Annotated in this window: 17 protein-coding genes and 1 riboswitch; of the genes, 10 read left to right on the top strand and 7 right to left on the bottom strand. The window is 62.0% G+C overall.

Translation table 11 applies throughout. The features are described from left to right. Positions 1-32: 32 nt before the first annotated feature. Both ACIOU9_RS12865 and ACIOU9_RS12860 read right to left on the bottom strand, forming a co-directional pair. Complete coding sequence (locus tag ACIOU9_RS12865; RefSeq protein ID WP_402697143.1) at positions 33-1,262, bottom strand: acyl-CoA dehydrogenase family protein; 1,230 nt, start codon at positions 1,260-1,262, stop codon at positions 33-35. Positions 1,263-1,290: 28 nt separating this feature from the next. Further along, positions 1,291-2,517, bottom strand: a complete 1,227-nt coding sequence (locus ACIOU9_RS12860; protein ID WP_388024852.1) for an acyl-CoA dehydrogenase family protein — start codon at positions 2,515-2,517, stop codon at positions 1,291-1,293. A gap of 50 nt (positions 2,518-2,567) precedes the next feature. Further along, positions 2,568-2,658, bottom strand: a riboswitch (SAM riboswitch). 274 nt (positions 2,659-2,932) lie between these two features. Here ACIOU9_RS12860 and ACIOU9_RS12855 point away from each other — a divergent pair. Beyond that, positions 2,933-3,307, top strand: coding sequence for an SdpI family protein (locus ACIOU9_RS12855; RefSeq protein ID WP_332498985.1), 375 nt, complete (start codon positions 2,933-2,935; stop codon positions 3,305-3,307). Between the two features lie 75 nt (positions 3,308-3,382). Here the strand turns inward: ACIOU9_RS12855 and ACIOU9_RS12850 are convergent, their stop codons facing one another. The 3 genes from ACIOU9_RS12850 to ACIOU9_RS12840 form a co-directional block, all read right to left on the bottom strand. After that, positions 3,383-4,744 carry a GntP family permease gene (locus tag ACIOU9_RS12850; RefSeq protein ID WP_332595031.1) on the bottom strand — a complete coding sequence of 454 codons (1,362 nt, stop codon included), beginning with the start codon at positions 4,742-4,744 and terminating at the stop codon, positions 3,383-3,385. Positions 4,745-5,035: 291 nt separating this feature from the next. Further along, positions 5,036-6,097 carry a CdaR family transcriptional regulator gene (locus tag ACIOU9_RS12845; RefSeq protein ID WP_402697140.1) on the bottom strand — a complete coding sequence of 354 codons (1,062 nt, stop codon included), beginning with the start codon at positions 6,095-6,097 and terminating at the stop codon, positions 5,036-5,038. A gap of 57 nt (positions 6,098-6,154) precedes the next feature. After that, complete coding sequence (locus ACIOU9_RS12840; protein ID WP_402697138.1) at positions 6,155-7,663, bottom strand: aldehyde dehydrogenase family protein; 1,509 nt, start codon at positions 7,661-7,663, stop codon at positions 6,155-6,157. A 200-nt stretch (positions 7,664-7,863) separates the two neighbouring features. On the opposite strand from ACIOU9_RS12840, the gene ACIOU9_RS12835 reads away from it, so the two are divergent. From ACIOU9_RS12835 to ACIOU9_RS12805, 7 genes are all read left to right on the top strand, one after another. Next, complete coding sequence (locus tag ACIOU9_RS12835) at positions 7,864-8,868, top strand: ABC transporter substrate-binding protein (protein ID WP_181148780.1); 1,005 nt, start codon at positions 7,864-7,866, stop codon at positions 8,866-8,868. 90 nt (positions 8,869-8,958) lie between these two features. Beyond that, positions 8,959-9,735 carry an ABC transporter permease gene (locus tag ACIOU9_RS12830; RefSeq protein WP_402697136.1) on the top strand — a complete coding sequence of 259 codons (777 nt, stop codon included), beginning with the start codon at positions 8,959-8,961 and terminating at the stop codon, positions 9,733-9,735. Continuing rightward, the gene (locus ACIOU9_RS12825) at positions 9,728-10,561 is read left to right on the top strand and encodes an ABC transporter permease (protein WP_105656450.1); all 834 of its coding nucleotides are present in this window, start codon (positions 9,728-9,730) and stop codon (positions 10,559-10,561) included. Before ACIOU9_RS12830 ends, ACIOU9_RS12825 begins: the two co-directional genes overlap by 8 nt. Positions 10,562-10,607: 46 nt before the next feature. Further along, entirely contained in the window at positions 10,608-11,414 is an 807-nt protein-coding gene (locus ACIOU9_RS12820) for an ABC transporter ATP-binding protein (protein WP_105656451.1), read from the top strand. A gap of 5 nt (positions 11,415-11,419) precedes the next feature. Next, a complete protein-coding gene (locus ACIOU9_RS12815) occupies positions 11,420-12,529 on the top strand; it encodes a zinc-binding dehydrogenase (RefSeq protein ID WP_105656452.1) in 1,110 nt (369 codons plus the stop codon). A 43-nt stretch (positions 12,530-12,572) separates the two neighbouring features. Then, positions 12,573-13,562, top strand: coding sequence for an ABC transporter substrate-binding protein (locus ACIOU9_RS12810; protein ID WP_402697133.1), 990 nt, complete (start codon positions 12,573-12,575; stop codon positions 13,560-13,562). A 119-nt stretch (positions 13,563-13,681) separates the two neighbouring features. Continuing rightward, positions 13,682-13,831 (top strand): hypothetical protein, encoded by a 150-nt coding sequence (locus tag ACIOU9_RS12805; protein ID WP_166650762.1) that lies wholly within the window; start codon positions 13,682-13,684, stop codon positions 13,829-13,831. Between the two features lie 83 nt (positions 13,832-13,914). On the opposite strand, the gene ACIOU9_RS12800 is transcribed toward ACIOU9_RS12805, so the two are convergent. Further along, a complete protein-coding gene (locus ACIOU9_RS12800; RefSeq protein ID WP_105656455.1) occupies positions 13,915-15,003 on the bottom strand; it encodes an alcohol dehydrogenase catalytic domain-containing protein in 1,089 nt (362 codons plus the stop codon). Between the two features lie 108 nt (positions 15,004-15,111). On the opposite strand from ACIOU9_RS12800, the gene ACIOU9_RS12795 reads away from it, so the two are divergent. Further along, the gene (locus ACIOU9_RS12795) at positions 15,112-16,194 is read left to right on the top strand and encodes a zinc-binding dehydrogenase (RefSeq protein ID WP_105662291.1); all 1,083 of its coding nucleotides are present in this window, start codon (positions 15,112-15,114) and stop codon (positions 16,192-16,194) included. A 79-nt stretch (positions 16,195-16,273) separates the two neighbouring features. Here the strand turns inward: ACIOU9_RS12795 and ACIOU9_RS12790 are convergent, their stop codons facing one another. After that, a complete protein-coding gene (locus ACIOU9_RS12790; protein WP_105656457.1) occupies positions 16,274-16,819 on the bottom strand; it encodes a hypothetical protein in 546 nt (181 codons plus the stop codon). Positions 16,820-17,032: 213 nt separating this feature from the next. Here ACIOU9_RS12790 and ACIOU9_RS12785 point away from each other — a divergent pair, with 213 nt between their 5' ends. Then, on the top strand, positions 17,033-17,419 hold the full coding sequence (locus ACIOU9_RS12785) for a nuclear transport factor 2 family protein (protein ID WP_402697130.1): 387 nt from the start codon (positions 17,033-17,035) through the stop codon (positions 17,417-17,419). Positions 17,420-17,452: the final 33 nt, after the last annotated feature.

Raw genomic sequence — 17,452 nt, 5'->3', positions numbered from 1 at the left:
CAAAGGATGCTGGGCTCGCAAGACCAAGGAATCTACTTTGATGCACCAATCGCCCACACGCGCGGAAGCTCGGTGCCATTGACCGCCAGGTCGCCAATCAACCTCGCCTTGAACACCCAGGGGTTGTGGTTGCCGGCGGTACGGGCATTGCGCCAGTGCCGGTCCAGGTTCTTGGTAACGCTCGTGGCGCTGGCGGCCAGCGCATCGAAAGCGTGGGTGATTGCGTTGAGGACCAATGGCGTGAGCACCACCTGCGCCTGGGCGCTGGCCTGCTCTGCCGCATCGTTGGCTGCTTCGTCCTCTTCCCCGGTCACCTCGCCGGTGTGCAGCGCCTGCGCAGTTTCATAGGCTCCCTGCAATGCCGTCGACACTCGTTCCACCGTTGCCGCGGCAGCGAAGGCCGCCGCGGAGACCTCGCCGATCACCTGCAGCAGCTGCGGGTCTTCGGCCGCCAGATTGGCCGCGGCATGGCTGAAGGTCCGCTTGCGCGCCTTCAGCTCGGCGGCGAAGTCGCGCTCGGCTGCTTTGGCGGAGCCGGCCAGAACAGCGAGCAGCACCTGCTGGTAGAAAGCTGTCTGGTACTTGAAACGCGTATCGAAGTCGATGAGGTCTTCTTCGGCGACAATCGCATCGGTGAAGGTGGAGGTGCCGGTACCCGTGGTGCGCTGGCCGAAGCCATCCCAGTCATCGGCCAGCTCGACGCCGGGCTGGTGGCGGTTGACTGCGGCGATCACGCGCTTTCCGGTGTCGGTGCGCTCTGCGTAGGTATCCAGCCAGTCGGCGAAGATCGAGCCGGTGGAGTAGTACTTGGTGCCGTTGATCTTGAATCCTCCCTCGCCGTCCGGGGTGACCTTGGTGATCACGTCCCCGACCTTGACGGTGCCGACCTCGGTCCAGGAGTTGCCCACCAGTTCTCCCGCCACGAAGCGGGCCAGCCACTTGTCGCGCCCCGGACCGGGGGCCGCAACCAGACGGTCCTCGACGAAGGCGAAGTGCGCGCGCAGCGCTTGGGCAATATTGGAATCCGCCGCCGCGAGATCCACGAAGAGCTCGAAGAGTTCGGGCAGCGTAGCACCGGCACCCCCGTGCGATTCCGGGACCCGAACCGCACCAAAGCCGGCAGCGGCCAGGTCCGCGACCTGCTGGTAGGGCAATTCGCCGGTGCGGTCGCGTTCGGCTGCGCCCTGCGCAATGCGCGCGAAGAGCGGTGCGAAGCGGTTTTTGAGGCCTGCGAGTCGATTGCCAGTTGCAAGTACAGTCATCGTTCAGTCCAATCCGGGAGAAGTTTTCTTAGGTGTACAGCGAGAGCGGCTGGGACTCTCCGCGCAGGAAGTAGGCGCCGACCTCGATCTTCTTGTAGTCCACTGGGTCGTGCAGCGAATGGGTGCGCACATTGCGCCAGTACAGGTCCAGGCCCACCGAGTTCGCAGTCGAAGATGAACCGGTCACCTCGAAGATCCGGTTCGCCACCTCCACTCCCACCTCAGTGGAGACCACCTTGGCTTCAGCAATTTCCACGGCCAACGCCGCTCGTTCGGGCTGGGTGACTTCCCCGGCCTTCGAGAGCAGGGCATCGAATTTCCGGCCCAGCTTCTCGGTCAGCGCCGCCACTGCTGCGGTGCGGGCTTTGAGCTCTCCGACGGTGCGCTGGAAGATCGGGTCCTGCGAGTAGGTCTCTGCCTGCGAGAACAGCCAGGCGTTCTTGCGGCCCAGCAAGATCTGCTTGCCGCGCTCCAGTGCTCCCTGGGCGATGCCCAGGTAGAAGTTGGCGAAGGCCAACTGGATACCGGGGGTAAGCAGGGTGGAGACCGGTTCATCGGTGACGAATCCCAGCAAGTCCCCTGCTTCGAGCCGCACGTTGTGGAACTTCAAGGAATTCGACGCGCTCAGCCGCTGTCCCAGGTAGTCCCAGTCGTCAACGATTTCCAAGCCATCGATATCGCGTGGCAGAACCAACGCGAGAATCTGCCCGTCGTATTCTCCGCCCTGGACCAGCGCGTTGATGACGATGACCTCGCCAACACCGGAACCCGTGGAGAATCGCTTGGCTCCATTCAGTCGGTAGCCGTCCCCTTCGGCGCTCAGCGTCAAATCCGGATCAACTGGATTCACCGAATCGCCCCAGAGCCAGCCACCTTCCACGGTGCGCTGCCACCATGCCCCTTGCGCTTCTGCTGGGGCGTAGAACGCAATGCCGGACTGGTTGATGTAGTGGTAAGCCAGCAACTGCGAGATGGAGCCATCAGCTGCGGCCAGTATGCGGACCGCTTCGAAAGCCGTTTCCCAATGGGCTCCGGCTCCGCCGAATTCTGCAGGCACCAAGAGATTGAGCAACCCGGCTTCGCGCAGCAGCTGCACTTCGGCGAAAGGCTGGGCGTTCTTTCGGTCGCGTTCGAGCGCGTCAGCCGCCAGCTTGTCAGCTACTTGCTGGGCGACGTCGCGCCAATGAGCCAGTTCAGCTTCATCAGCAGTGCCGGTGTAGGGCACGCGCGGCAATTGGGTATCCAGTACAGTCATCTTCGTTCTCCTCTTGGGCTATGGATTCCGAAGGATGCAGAAAATCTGCGGATCCATCGAACCTGGCGTTAGCACTACCTGCGGAGTGCAGGCTTGCTGCGGCATCTCGGAGCCAGGTCTCTCAGCCGCTCTGGATGGGTTGTGCTCCGAGTCAAGCATTACTGGCAGGTCCTCGGGAAGGGCGCTGTCATGCGGAGGAACAGCAGGACAAAATACGTCATCTTCGCGCCTTCGCCCTGCCGGAAAACGGGCGGATAAGACGTCATATGACCTTCGCATGACGCAATTGGCATGCCGGAACTGGATCTCAAGAGCGTTCCCGCAGGCATCGATTGGGAACACAGCGTGGATCAGGGCACTTCCATGCGACCGCATAGAATGGCCATTCAAGATCAATCGGCAGAAGAGGCGGCAAGTGGATCCAGCAGGCGTGATTGCCTTCATGTTCGGGTTGCTGAGCATAACGCTGGTCGCAGCGTTCCTCGCCCCGATGGCACGGGACCGGAAGCTCGCTCGCAATGCGGCGATCGGCATCAAGACGCGCCACACCTTGGCCAGCGATGGGGCCTGGCTCGCCGGGCATCAGCAGGCTGCGCCCCTGCTTGCCGCGGCTTCCTGGGCCGGTTGGGCGGCATTGGCCAGCGCAGCAGTTCTCTGCCTGCTGGGCCAATTCGGTTTCGCCTTCGCCGCGACCGGAACCGGCTACCTGGCCGCCATCGCGTTGCTGGTGATCTCGACTGCCACAGCGAATAAGGCCGCGCGGAGCTTCCCGGCGGCAGGCCTGGGCTAATCCAGCACTGCTTAAAGCAACGGATCGCGCCATCTGCCGATGGCGCGATCCGTTGCTTTCTTGGAAGGCGTGCTGCTAAAGCAGTACGGCTCCCAGGACCAGTACAGTCAGGAACCCCGCGGTGCCCTGGATGGCGGTAGCCACGCTCAGGGTCTTGTAGGCGGTGATCACCGGAATGCGGCTGAGCTGCGAGACGACCCAGAAGTAGGAGTCGTTGGCGTGCGAGACAACCATCGCACCGGCGCCTACTGCCAATACGGATAGCACCATGCCCAGCTCCGAACCCAAGCCCAGGGAGCCGAGCATCGGAGCGACCAGCGCGGAAGTGGTCACCATTGAGACGGTGGACGAGCCCTGGGCGGACTTCAGTGCAGCGGCGATCAGGAATGGCACAGCCAGGCCCAAGCCCAGTCCGCTGAGTGAATCCGAAAGAATCGTGGTCAGATCCGACGCGGCCAGGACCGCGCCGAAGCCGGCGCCGGCACCGGTGATCAGCAAGATCGGAGCAGCGGTGCGTACAGCTTCGTTCATCTGCTCATTGAAGACCGCCAGCTTGCTGCCACCGCTCAAAAGAAAAGTCGATGAGATCAAGCCGAAGATCAGCGCAATAACCGGCGTCCCCAGGAAGGAAAGGATTTCCAAGGCAGCGCCTTCGCCAATCGGGTGCGAGGGCAGCTTCGCAATGGATGCGGCACAGATCAGCACCAGCGGAACCAGGATCGGCATGAAGGCCAGCGCCGGGCTGGGCAATTTTCCGAAGCTTGCACGCAGCTGCTCATAGTCGAGTTCGGAGATGTCATTGTGGTCGTCGCTTGGCAACGGGGTCCATTGGGACTTGTTGAAGCGGCTGGCGTAGGCCAAGCCGGCAAGTGCCGAGATGGCCGCAACGGGCAATCCGACAGCGATGATCAAGCCCAGGTTATCGGCAACGCCGATGCTTTCGGCTGCGGCCAGCGGGCCCGGAGTTGGAGGCACCATGGTGTGGGTCGCGTACAGGCCGGTCATCAGGGCGATGGAAGTTGCCAGCCCAGAGACCCCGGTACGCAGGGTGATGGCTTTGCGCAGCGAGTTGAGCACCACGTATCCCGAGTCGCAGAAGACCGGAATGGAAACGATGTAGCCGATAATCGATAGCGTCAGGTTGGGGAACCGGGTACCGAGGACCTTGATCAGCGCATCTGCCATGGAGATCGCGGCGCCGGATTTCTCCAGGATGACACCGATCATTGTTCCGAACAGGATCACCAGTCCGATATTTCCCATGGTGCTGCCAAAGGCCGTGGTGACCGTCGAAGCCACGTCGGCCAGCGGAATCCGGTAGGCGAAGGCCGCCAGGATAGCGGCGCCAACGAGGGCGAGAAATGGGCTGATCTTCAGGCGTGCTGTGACCATCACGATGGCCACAACAAGGATCAGCAGAACAAGCAGTTCGTACACGGCGGGTTGGCTCCTTTGCCAATATCGGTAGTTCTCTGCGTCCAGCCCGCAATGGCTCAACGGGTGGACCAGCCCTGTCGGCAAAGCCGCTCAAGGCTTTGCCCGTTGGGCTAGATGCCACCGTGCCACCCCGGTTTCGGGCGCAAAGATCGATCATCCTGCCAATACTAGGAAAAGTGACCCCGAATACCTATGGGCACACGACCATATTTGCCTGGGTTCGAAAGAGCCAATGTGTGCAAACATCCCACCCTTCCCAGCCCCGGCGCCAGCTCCCCTCGTTTCCAGGGCCTAGAAAACATGCAGCTGGCCCAAGGCCACTCTCGCGTAGATGGCATGCTGGAGTTTCAGGGATTCGCTGGACCGCCGAATATCGACGCCGCTGACCTGGCTTATCCGCTCAAGTCTTTGCACCAAGGTATTGCGGTGAATATGCAGATCCGTGGCCGCTTGGCTCATCGAAGCAGCTGTCGCAACGACCAGCAGGGTTCTGGCTTGTTCCTCATTGAGCTGCATCGCTGGAGCAGCTGCATGTTCCAGGCTGCGGGCTGGGGTGCGGGCGATAGCCACAGCAATTTCCCGGCTCCACATGCGGCGCCGTGTGTGGGATGGCACGAGTGCCGGATAGCCCACCAATACGCGCAGCACTTCGGTTTCGGCCATGAGATCCTCGGCCTTTTCGACAGGCGCGGAGACCAGGAAACGTTCCTGGTCCATGCGCTCGGGAGCGAAAGCTGGCTCGCTGGCAGCGCAAAGCCTCCAGTACGCGCCGGAAAGGCTAACCCATGACGTGCGGTGATGATCCTTCGCCGGCTCTTCGAGCGACGGATCCCCCACGCTTCGGGGCAGCCAAGCTTCAATGCATTTCGGCCCGCGCAAACCATGCGCTGCGAGCGAGCGGTCGATCACTTCAGGCGCAACGCGACCGGCGATCAACGCAGAAATAATGTCGCGGGCTTCGGTCTCGCGCCGCGCGCTGCGAGAGTGCTCGCGTTCCTGGGCAAAGAGCAATTGAACGGTCAGTGCAATCAGGCCGGCCAGCGGTTCCACCTCGTGGGGAGCTCCGGTCACGCCCACAACGCCGCAGAGCTGGTCGTTCAGCACCAGTGGCACATTGACCCCGGGCTGGGTTCCGGCCGAGCCGTCGGCCTGGCTGACACGGATGATGCCGTTGCGTCGGATCGCCTCTGCGCTGCCGTCGTGGTGGGTACCGATACGCGCAGCATCCGTAGAAGCAATGATGACTCCGTGAGCATTCATGATGTTCACATTGCGGTTGATGGTCGGCGCAATCGTGTCGACGACTTTCTGCGCCAACGCGCTAGCCAGCCGGGGTTGCTCCTTTTCGCTCATGAGCTCATCCTAACGGCCCGGGACTGCGCAAAGCAGTCCCGGAATAGAACATTGCCGCTAGTCGAGCTTGACGGTGACCGACTTCAGCGAGGTGTAGGCCTCGATGCCTTCACGGCCATTTTCGGCGCCCCACCCCGACTGCTTGAATCCGCCGAACGGCATGTTCGCATCCATGCCGGCACCGGTATTCACCCTGACGTTGCCGGCCTGGATTTTCTTGGCGAAGGTCAACGCGCGGGAAATGTCCTGGGTGAAGATCACCGAATTGAGGCCGTAGTCGGTGTCGTTGGCCCGGCGCAGCACCTCAGCCAGCGAATCCTCGTCGCCGAAGGTGCTGACCGAGAGCACCGGCCCGAAGATCTCATCCTTGGCGATGGACATGTCCGGACTGACATTTTTCAGCACGGTCGGCTGCACGAAGAATCCTTCTCCGCCTTCGGCCAAGCCACCGGCAACGAGTTCCGCGCCATCAGCGATGCCCGCCTCGATGTACCCCAGCACGCGCTCGCGCTGCACCTGGGAGATCAGCGGGCCCAGCTGGGTTCCGTCTGCCAGGCCAGCGCCCAGCTTGAGGCTCTTCGCGAATCCGGCGATGCCTTCGATGACCTGGTCTGCGATGTCTTCGTGGACATACAGTCGCGACCCTGCCGCGCAGACCTGGCCGGAGTTGCCGAAGATGCTCATGGCCGCGGCCGGAATGGCCTTGTCCAGATCCGCGTCGGGATAGATCACCACCGGGGATTTGCCGCCCAGCTCAAGGCTCAGCCGCTTGAGATTGCCCGCTGCCGACGCCAGCAGCTTCTTGCCTACCGCGGTGGATCCGGTGAAGGAGAGCTTGTCGACATCCGGATGGTCGGCGAGCGCTTGGCCGGCCACCGGCCCCAAACCCTGGACAACGTTCAGCACACCGGCCGGGATGCCTGCTTCAAGCGCAATCTGCGCCATGCGCACGGCGGTCAGCGGGGTCAGCTCCGCGGGCTTGAGCACGACGGTGCAACCGGACGCCAGCGCCGGAGCCACCTTGGACAGCGCAATGGTGAAGGGGACATTCCATGGCACGATCAGTGCGGCCACGCCCAAGGCTTGGCGCTGGGTATAGGCGTGCCAGGTTCCTGGCAGGGAAATCTCGCGGGTTTCGCCGTTGAGCTTGGTGGCCCAGCCGGCGAAGTAGCGCAAGGTTTCGATGCCCGCGGGCAGCTCGCCAAAGCGGGCGACGTTGAAGGGCTTCCCGCAGTTCAGGGACTCCAGGGTAGCCAATTCATCGAGGTTCGCTTCCAATGCGTCAGCGAAGCGGTGCAGCGCCCGCTGGCGTGCTGCCGGGGTCATTTCTGCCCAGGGCCCGGACTCGAACGCTGCACGGGCGGCAGCTACTGCGCGGTCGACGTCCGCTGCGGTGGCAGCCGTCGTCTCGGTCAGCAGCTGGCCAGTGGAGGGATCGGTTACCGGCAGCTTTTCCCCCGAGCCAGCGACCTCCTGGCCATTGATCACCAGCGGAAGGGGCGTGGCCGCCAAAGCGGCGCGAAGCTGCTGAGCCAGCGGAACGGCGGAAAGATCTGTTGCTGTCATGGAATGTATCTCCTGGTCTGCCCGGCCCGCTTCGTCGTTGGCATCATTTTGAATGTGAGTCTTGCCACACAATCATACTAAAGATATATTGTGATTCAAGGAATACATTTTGATGCTCAATGTACTTCTTCTTCCGGGAGCCGACCCCGGTCGACAACTCGCAGCCTTCGCCTAGGCACCAAGCTTTCAAGGAGATCCCCATGGTCACGAAACGACGTTTTGCACGGAAGGCCTTCTCCGGCCTCGCAGTCTCTGCCCTCGCAATCGGCACCCTGGCCGCGTGCGGATCCAGTGAGGAGGCCAGCGCCGACGGCCCGGTGAAGCTGCGCGTCGCCATTGCTCCGATCCAGTTCGAAACCGCACGCATCGCTGAAGAGAAGGGCTACTTCGAGGACCAGGGCCTGGACGTTGAATTGGTCAATGGCGCCGACCCCGCCGCCCTGCTGGCCCAGGTGGTCTCCGGTGACGTGAACGTTGCCATCGGCTCGTGGATCAACGTCGCCACCTCTTTCTCCCAAGGTGTTCCGATCCAGGTCATTGGCGGCAACGGCATGGTCGACCCGGAAGCCGACAACTCCGGTGTCATGGTGGCCAAGGATTCCGGGGTCAAGGAACTGGCAGACCTGAAGGGCAAGACCATTGGCGTAGTTGGCGTGAAGTCCGGTGGCGACATCCCCGTGCTCCAGGCATTGGAAGCGGCCGGCGTGAAGGAAAAGGAAGTCACGGAAGTTGCTGTTCCCTACGCGGGCATGGAAGCAGCCTTGGAACAAGGCACCGTGGATGCAGTAGTGCCTGCCGACTCCTTCTACCACCAGATGCTGGAGAAGGGCTACCAGACCATCTCCAACCCGGTACAGGAATTCCAGTCCAGCATGCCGGTAACCGTTTGGACCGTGCAGAAGCAGTGGCTGGAGCAGAATGGCGAGACCGCCAAGAAGTTCGACGCAGCTATGCAGGATGCCGTGAAGTTCTACTCGGACCCGGCCAATCTGGAGGAAGTCCGCAAGGTCCACGCCGAAGCCAACCAGATCGATGTAGCCGATGCGCCCAAGACCTTCGTCCCGGCGGACGTCACCTTCAACGTGGCTGAAGCCCAATCCGGCATCGATGCCATGGTCCACTTCGGCCTGGTCGAGAACAAGGTCATCGTCGAAGATGTGCTCTGGGACGAAGCCCCTACCCGGGCTTCGGCAGACGCCAAGTAGCCCACGTCCTATTCGCCCCACCGGTGGCGCCATCCCCTGCGCTGGCGCCACCAGCACCCCTAGCTTGCAACTGCTTACTCAAGGATTCCCATGAAAGAGTCAACGATTTCACCGGGTCTGCTCTGGACCCTGCGCATCGTGGCCATCGCCGCCCTGCTGGGCATCTGGCAACTGGTGATCGCCTCAGGAACCATGCCCTCCATGCTCCCCGGCGTGGAAAAGATCTTCTCTGCCATCTCCGAAGCCCTGGGCCAAGCGGCCTTCTGGGGCGGGCTAGGCAAGACCCTGCTCGCAGCCCTCACCGGCTGGCTCATTGCTTCGGTCGCGGGTGTCGTCCTGGGCCTGGTCATTGGATCAGTTCGCTTCCTCGACAACTCCACCTCGATTCTGATCGATTTCGGCCGTTCGTTCCCGGTACTGGCCCTGATGCCGGTAGTGATCATGCTGCTCGGCTCGAACACCATGATGGAAATCGTCGTCGTCGCGCTGTCCTGCCTGTGGCCAGTGCTGATCCAGACCATCTACGGTGCACGCCGCCAGGAAGCCGCGGTTGCCGACACCGTCGCCGTCTTCCGCATCCCGCCGATGCTGCGCTTCACCAAGGTCCTGCTGCCTTCTGCCCTGCCGCTGATCGCGACCGGTGTGCGCATTTCCTCGGCCATCGCCATCCTGGTGGCGGTGGGCGTTGAAGTGATCTCCCAGGCACCAGGCATTGGACGCCAGATCACGCTGATGCAGCAGGCGCAGCGTTGGGATCTGGCCTTCGCCTACCTGTTCTTCGCCGGCCTGACCGGATGGGCCATCGCCCTGCTCTTGCAACAGGCCGAAAACCGTTTGCTGAAGTGGAAGAGGCAGAACGATGACTAACGCAACTTTGAACGCCCCCGCAGTGCCATCACGCGCTTCGAAAGCCAAGGCTCCGAGTTCCTCGGCGGCCGCCGGACGCAAGATACTGGTTTCTTCATGGCTCATCGTTGCCGTGGTTGCGGCTTGGTGGTTCGGCTCGGCAAACTCCACGAACTTCTTCATCCCCTCGCTGGAGTCCATCCTCGAAGCCTTGGTCCGCGACCTGGGCAACGGCGTGATTATTTCCGGCGCCTGGTACTCGCTGTCCAATCTCTTTGTCGGCTTGGCCCTGGCTGCCTTCTTCGGCATCTGCGGCGGACTGCTGCTGGGCGAAGTCCCGTTGCTGCTGAAGATCGTTGACCCGATCATCCACTTCTTCCGCGCTGTCCCGCAGGCAGCACTGGTTCCGATGATCATCGGCGTCTTCGGCATGGGGCAGGGCCCGAAGATGGGCACCATCGCCTTCGCCTGCATGTGGCCGATCCTGCTGAACACCATCGACGGCATCTTGGGCATCGAGCCAACGGTGCGCAAGTTCTCCAAGGTCTACCGCATTCCCCGGGGCCTGCACTTCCGCCGCGTGATCCTGCCCGGTGCCACCCCGCAGATCGTGGCCGGTATCCGCGTCGCATTGCCGATCGGCATCACCGTGATGGTGGTTTCGGAAATGTTCGCCTCCATTGAAGGCCTGGGCTTCTACATCCTGAATTCCTCGGCCACCTTCAAGGTTCCGGAGACATGGGCCGGCGCACTGCTGGTCGGTGTCATCGGCTACATCATCTCGATCCTCTTCGTGCTCGTCGAAAAACGGATCCTGCGCTGGTACCACGCCTCCGGCGCCCAGTAGCCTCCGTTTCCGTCCGACCTTCCATCTTCTGACCAAGGAGAATCCCATGACCACCCAAGCACCCGTTGAAACGACCATGGAAACCAAACCATTGCTCATGAAGGTTCGCGGCATGTCCATGAGCTATGGCGCCGGCCCGGCCGAAAACAAGATCCTGGAGAATTTGGATCTGGACGTGGAGTATGGCCAGTTCATCTCGATAGTCGGCCCGTCGGGCGTCGGCAAGACCACCTTGCTGCGATGCCTTTCCGGCTTGCTGAAGCCAAAAGCCGGAACCATCGAGGTTTCCGGCACGAAGATCAACGGCCCGCACCCCGATCTCGCCGTGGTCTTCCAGGACTACTCGCGTTCGCTGATGCCGTGGATGACCACCCGCGAAAACGTGGCCTTCCCGCTGCAGGGCAAGGGCATCGGCAAGGCCGAGCGCAACAAGCTGGCCGATGAGCATCTGGCTGCCGTGGGCCTTGAAGGCCAAGGCGGCAAGTTCCCCTGGGAAATGTCAGGAGGCATGCAGCAACGCGTGGCCATTGCCCGCGCCTTGGCCTACAACGCGAAGGTGCTGCTCATGGATGAGCCCTTCGCCTCGGTTGATGCGCAGACCCGCTTCGACCTCGAAGACCTCGTGCTGGACTTGCAGCACAAGCTGGGTGTGACGATCCTGCTGGTCACCCACGACATCGACGAGGCGCTGTACCTGGCCGACAAGGTGGTCGTGATCGCGGAGAAGCCGGCCACCGTAGTCGACGAGATCGTCACCGGTTTCGGCGAGACCCGCGACCAGCTGGCCACCAAGGCTGACCCGCGCTTCACCGAGGCCCGCGCACGGATCCTCGTGCGCCTGCGCCAGGACTGATCCCCATGGCACTCAGCGCACGGGCAGCACTGGCAAGGCACGGCGATGGCAGCTTCAGCATTGAGGACATCCACGTTGATGCTCCGCTGGGCGCGGAATTGCTGATCGAAGTCAAAGCAGTTGGACTGTGCCAGTCCGATGCCCACCTGGCGGGCATGGATCTGGGCCTTCCTGCCCCGCTGCTGCTGGGCCATGAAGTTGCCGGGGTGGTGCTCAGCACCGGCAACCAAGCCTGCGGTTTCACTGCGGGAGACCACGTGCTGGCCAGCTTGATCCAATACTGCGCGCAGTGCGCCCTGTGCCTTTCGGGCCAGGAATACCGTTGCGCCAACCGCCCCAGCACGCTGCGCACGGCCGGCCAAGCACCGCGCGCCAGCTGCAAGGATCAGCCGGTGATGCAGATGTTCGGCACCGGCGGATTTTCCCAGTACACCTTGGTGCATGCCAACCAGGCAGTAAGGATTCCCGAGGAGTTGCCCTTCGCCCAAGCCGCGGTGATGGCCTGCTCCACGCTGACCGGTGCCGGGGCAGTGTTCAACTCCGCCCAGGTGGCCCAGGGGCAATCCGTCGCAGTCATTGGCGCTGGAGGCATCGGGTTGAACGCGATCAATGCCGCCCAGATCGCCGGCGCTTCGAAGATCATCGCAGTGGATCTGAGCGATGAGAAGCTGGAACTGGCCCGCGAATTCGGGGCAACGCACACGATCAATGGCGGCAGTGGAGACGCTGTCGCCAAGGTCCAGGAAATCACCGGCGGCGGGGTGGATCATTCCTTCGAGATGATCGGCCTGCAGGCCACCAGCTTGCAGGCGGTGCGCATGACCCGTGTAGGCGGGGATGCCTATCTGGTCGGGTTGCATAAGCCCGGCGCGCAACTGCCGCTGGATGCCATGTCCGACATCATTGGGCCGCAGCGCAGCCTGCACGGGATCTATATGGGCTCTTCCAGCCCGCAACGTGATGTCCCCAAATACACCGAGCACTATCTTGCCGGGCGCCTCAAGCTCGACGCGCTCGTTGCCCGGGAACTTCATATCTCGCAGATCAACGAGGGCTTCGCAGCGATGAAGGCCGGGCAGGGCGTTGCCCGTTCGGTCATCACAGATTTCAGCTGATTGCCTGCCACTTCATATCCCCTTCAAGCACGACGAGGCCATCTTGAGAACTCCATCTTCCGCGCGCCGGGCCCTGCCCCTGTCCGCGGTCCTGCTCGTTTCCACCATGGCCTTGGCCTCTTGCGGCAACGCTGGGCAAGGCGCCGAAACACCGGGCGGCTTGATCCCGCTGAAGGTCTCGGTGGCCGGCATCCAGTTCGAGCCGGCTTACCTCGCCGAATCCCAAGGCTTCTTCGAAGACCATGGCTTGGAGGTTGAAATCATCAATGGCGCAGACCCCGCCGCCCAGATTGCTTCTGCTATCTCCGGCGAGGTGGACATCGCCACCGGTTCCTGGGTCAACGTCGCCACCTCCGTGTCAAAGGGCCTGCCGATCGAAGCGCTGGCTTCGAATGGCGTGGTCGACCCGAACGTCGATAACTCCGGAGTGCTCGTCGCCAAGGACTCTGGGATTGCGAGGCTTGCCGATCTCAAGGGCAAGACCATCGGTGTCATCGGCGTGAAGACCGGCAGCGATCTGCCGGTCTTCCAAGCCCTGGAAGACGCAGGGGTGGGCGCCGAGGAGTTCAGCGAAGTGGGCATGCCCTACGCCGGGATGCAGGCCGCGGTGGAGACCGGGACCGTTGACGCGGTCGTCCCCAGCGACGTCTTCTACCACCAGATGATTGCGGCCGGCTTCCCCTCCTTGGGCAACCCGGTCCGCGAGTACCAGGGGAATCAGCCGGGCACTTTGTGGCTAAGCACTTCCCAGTGGGCCGGTGCGAATCCAGATACTGCCAAGGCCTTCGTATCGGCCATGAAAGAGGCAGTGGAGTTCTACTCCGATGCAGCAAACCTCGAGGAAGTGCAGAAGATACACGCCGAGGTCAACCAGATTCCGGTGGAAAAAGCTCCAACGCGGTTCGCCTTGGCAGGCACCGCGTTCGATGCAGAGGCTTTCCAGTCAGGCCTGGATGCAATGGCACGCTTCGAGCTCATTGACAAGCCCGTAACAGTGGATGAAGTGCTCTGGGAGCACGCGTCTCGCAAATAACCAGCACCGGCAAATCCTTGGACAGGGACTGGCGCGATGCTAGGCTCACGGGAGCACGTTCTGCCCACGGAAGGTTCACCATGAGTTCGGCAATCAGTTACCTCACCGGAGGATTTCTGGTGTCTCTGCTTGTCACCCTGAACATGACCTGGAACCAGCACCTGCCCGGCATCACCGGGTCCGTGGCGGTTGCGCTCAGCTTCATCGGGTTGCTGGGCTGCGTCTTGTACGCCACGCGCATACAGCGCCGCGCGCAGACCGGAGAGTAGCAGCACCCCCCAGAACATGAAACAAGGCCAGCAGATCAGTGAACTGCTGGCCTTGCTTCGTTCAGCGACCGGCGTCGATAAATCTAGAAGGTAATCACGCTTCGGGCCACCGCACCGCCACGCAGCTGCTCGTATCCCTTGTCGATTTCATCCAAGCTGATATGCGCTGACACCAGTTCGTCGAGCTTGAAACGGCCCTGCAGATACAACTCGGCGTACATGGGGATATCCACCTGGATATTGCTCGACCCCATGGCCACGCCACGGATGCCCTTCTGGCGTCCCATCAGGTCTCCAAATGGGGTGATGCTGATCTGCGCGCCGGGCTTGTGAACGCCAATCAGGTACGCGGTGCCGCCAATTTCCAGCATGGCCACCGCCTGCTCGCTGGTGGCTTGCAGGCCGATGACCTCGAAGGCATGCGTCACTCCCCCGCCAGCAATCCGCTTGACGGTTTCCACCGCATCGCCCTCCCCGCCGTTGATGACGTCGGTGGCACCGAAGACCTTGGCCAGCTCCAGCTTGGCCGGCTGCAGGTCGATAGCGATGATGCGGGTCGCGCCAGCCAGTTTCGCGCCCTGGATGACGTTCAGCCCGACACCACCGGCGCCGATCACGGCAACGGTATCGCCTGGACGGATGCGCGCGGTATTAATAGCCGCGCCAGCACCCGTGACCACTCCACAGCCAAGCAGCGCCGCGCGGTCGAACGGGATAGCGTCCGGAACCCTTACGACGGTGTTCTCATGCACCAGCACCTGTTCCGCGAAGCCGCCAACACCGATGAACTGGGTGAGCCGCTGCCCACCCAGGGACAATCGCGGATTCTGCTGCGCGGTGCGGTCGGTGTGCGAGGGCACGCGGCACTGGTAGGGTTTGCCGGTGCGGCATCCCTTGCAGACCCCGCAGCTGTGCACTGGAGAAGTCACCACGCGGTCCCCCACCGAGAGCGAGGTGACGGCCGAACCGACGCCCACGACCAGACCCGAGACTTCGTGGCCGAGCACCGCTGGCATGGGGAAGCCGATGTCCGACGTCGCCACGTGCAAATCCGAGTGGCACAGGCCGCTGGCCTTCACGTCAATGAGGACTTCATGGGCTTCAGGGTTGTCAATGCTGATGTCCAGGACATCAAAAGAGCCGGCAACTTCAGAAACGACTGCTGCTTTCATGCTTCCTCCAGAAAATAGTCGCGCAAAGGGGGTGACGCAGAACACTAATGAAAATATACTATTAGAAATAATGCATTTTTAGAATAAGAATCTAACGAAGGATCTGCAATGCGCGCAGCGGTCATCAACTCCATCGGCGAAGGTTTCAGCATCGAGGAACTCGAAGTCGACGAGCCGCGGGGGCAAGAAGTTCTGGTGAAGGTCGAAGCCGCAGGCCTGTGCCACTCGGACCACATAGTTGCCACCGTAGACCGCGGGCGCCCCTTGCCGATGGTGGTCGGCCACGAAATGGCTGGCACCGTCGTCGCGCTAGGCCCCGAAGCCACCGACTTCGAAGTGGGAGACCATGTCATCGCCACGGAAATCAGCTTCTGCGGGAGCTGCGAAGAATGCGTCAACGGAGCGACATACCGCTGCTTGAATCCCCAGCATGCGCTGCGCGGACCGGATACCCCGGCACGCTTGACGCGCAACGGCGAGCGCGTAGAAGGCTTCGGCGTGGCCGGTTTCGCCGAGTACACGGTCCTGCACCAGAACAAGCTGGTCAGGGTGCCCAAGGAAATCCCATTCGCGCAGGCTGCTGTGCTTGGCTGCGCGACAGCCACCGGCGTGGGCGCGGTGCTCAACGCCGCCAAGGTTTCTCCCGGGGAAACCGTCGCGGTCATCGGCTTGGGCGGCATCGGCCTGAATGTCATCCAGGGAGCCAAGCTGGCCGGCGCCAAGACCATCATCGGCATTGACCTGCAGCCAGAGAAGCTGGAACTGGCCAAGAAATTCGGAGCCACCCATGTCATCAACGGCGGCACCGAAGACGTGGTCAGCGCCATCCGCGCCATCACCGGCCGCGGAGTCCACCATTCCTTCGAAGCCATCGGCATTGCCCCCACGCAGCGCCAGGCCCTGGAAGTCGCCAAAACCGGCGGACACGTGTATTTCATCGGCATTCCCCAGGGCAAGCCGCTGGAAATGAATATCATGCTGGACCTGCTGATCCCGCAGCGCAATCTCCACGGCATCTACATGGGCTCCTCCACGGTCCGCAATGACATTCCCTACTACGCCGAGCTCTATCTGCAGGGCCGGTTGAATCTCGATGACCTGGTGGCGCAGGAGATCCAGCTCGACGAGATCAACGAAGCCTATGCAAAGCAGGAAACCGGGTCCATCGCCCGCAGCGTGATCCGCTTCTGATCCGCATGAGCAACAAGCTGCAGGCCGCGAACCAGTTTCCTGGTTCGCGGCCTGCAGCCCAGCTAGTGGCGGCCAGCCTCTATTTGCCTTCCTTGGCGGCCCGCTCCTTCTCGATGGCTTGGACCTGGGCAACCATGTCCGGAGCAAAGGCATAGAGCTTGCCCTCTGACTGATGGACCCAGAAGCGCCCGCACAGATCAGTCGTCTCGCTTTGGCCATCGGCTGGCCACCAGTCGGCATCCAAGGTGCGGGTAGCTGAGATCTCGTCAGGCTCGAGGTTCTTGGTGCGCGGGTCAGAAGCGTAGGCCTTGGCCAGTTCGGCTTCGGTCGGATTCCCAACGGTTTCCAGCGCCTTGCACTGTTCGCTGTCCAGCTTGCCGTCGTAGTTCAGCATGAAGATGCGTTCAGCGCCGGTATTGCGCTGGACCAGCTGAACGTCGGTGCCGCCGGACGGAACCCAGTCGGGCAGCACGCCATCGGCCACGGCCTTCTCTGAAGTTTTGGCAGTTCGAGTGGTGGATTCATCGTACTTGTCGACGAAGAGATCAGAACCGCTGCAGCCGGTGAGCAGGAGAGCGAAGGGAAGGGCGAGCGCGCCAGTGGCGAGGTACTTTTTCTTGAGCATGATTCCATCGTAGAAATTTCCGCGGCCCGGGGAATCAGCGATGCGAGGTAACTATCCCGTGCCCGGCTCATACCCTCGGCTGATAGTTTCCACTTCTGGGATCAACCCTGAAACTCCATCTCACCCAGTAAAAGCACTCGCTAATATCCGCACATCGCCACTGCTTATTGGTAGATTGCCTACGAACCAAACGCTACTTAGGAGCCATCACCGTTGACGACTATTGACCCTGCGGCACTTGAATCGGAACTGCGCATCGCAGAAGAACGGCGCCTTTCGGCCATGCTCGCCCGTGACTTCGAAACCTTGGGGAACCTGCTTGAGCCGGATTTGCAGTACACCCACTCCACCGGTCGTGTCGATGACCGCGACTCATTGCTGGAACTGCTCGGTTCCGGAGCCGTCGAATATTTGGCGCTCAGCCACGACTTCGAGTCCGTTACCCAGGAGGGCAACGTGGTGGTCGTCGAAGGCAGCATGAAAATGCATCTGATTTCCGGAGGCGTCGAAAAGCATCTGGCAACTGCCAACCGCACGGTGTGGGCCAAGACCGGCGGCCAGTGGAAGCTGCGCCTCTTTGTCGGGGCCACAGCCCAATAGGCCCGCACTTCGACGCTTTATAAAGCCACGGCG

The sequence above is a fragment of the Glutamicibacter sp. NPDC087583 genome, assembly GCF_044743685.1.
Taxonomy (GTDB): Bacteria; Actinomycetota; Actinomycetes; order Actinomycetales; family Micrococcaceae; genus Glutamicibacter.
This window is presented reverse-complemented; position numbering and strand designations above follow the sequence as displayed.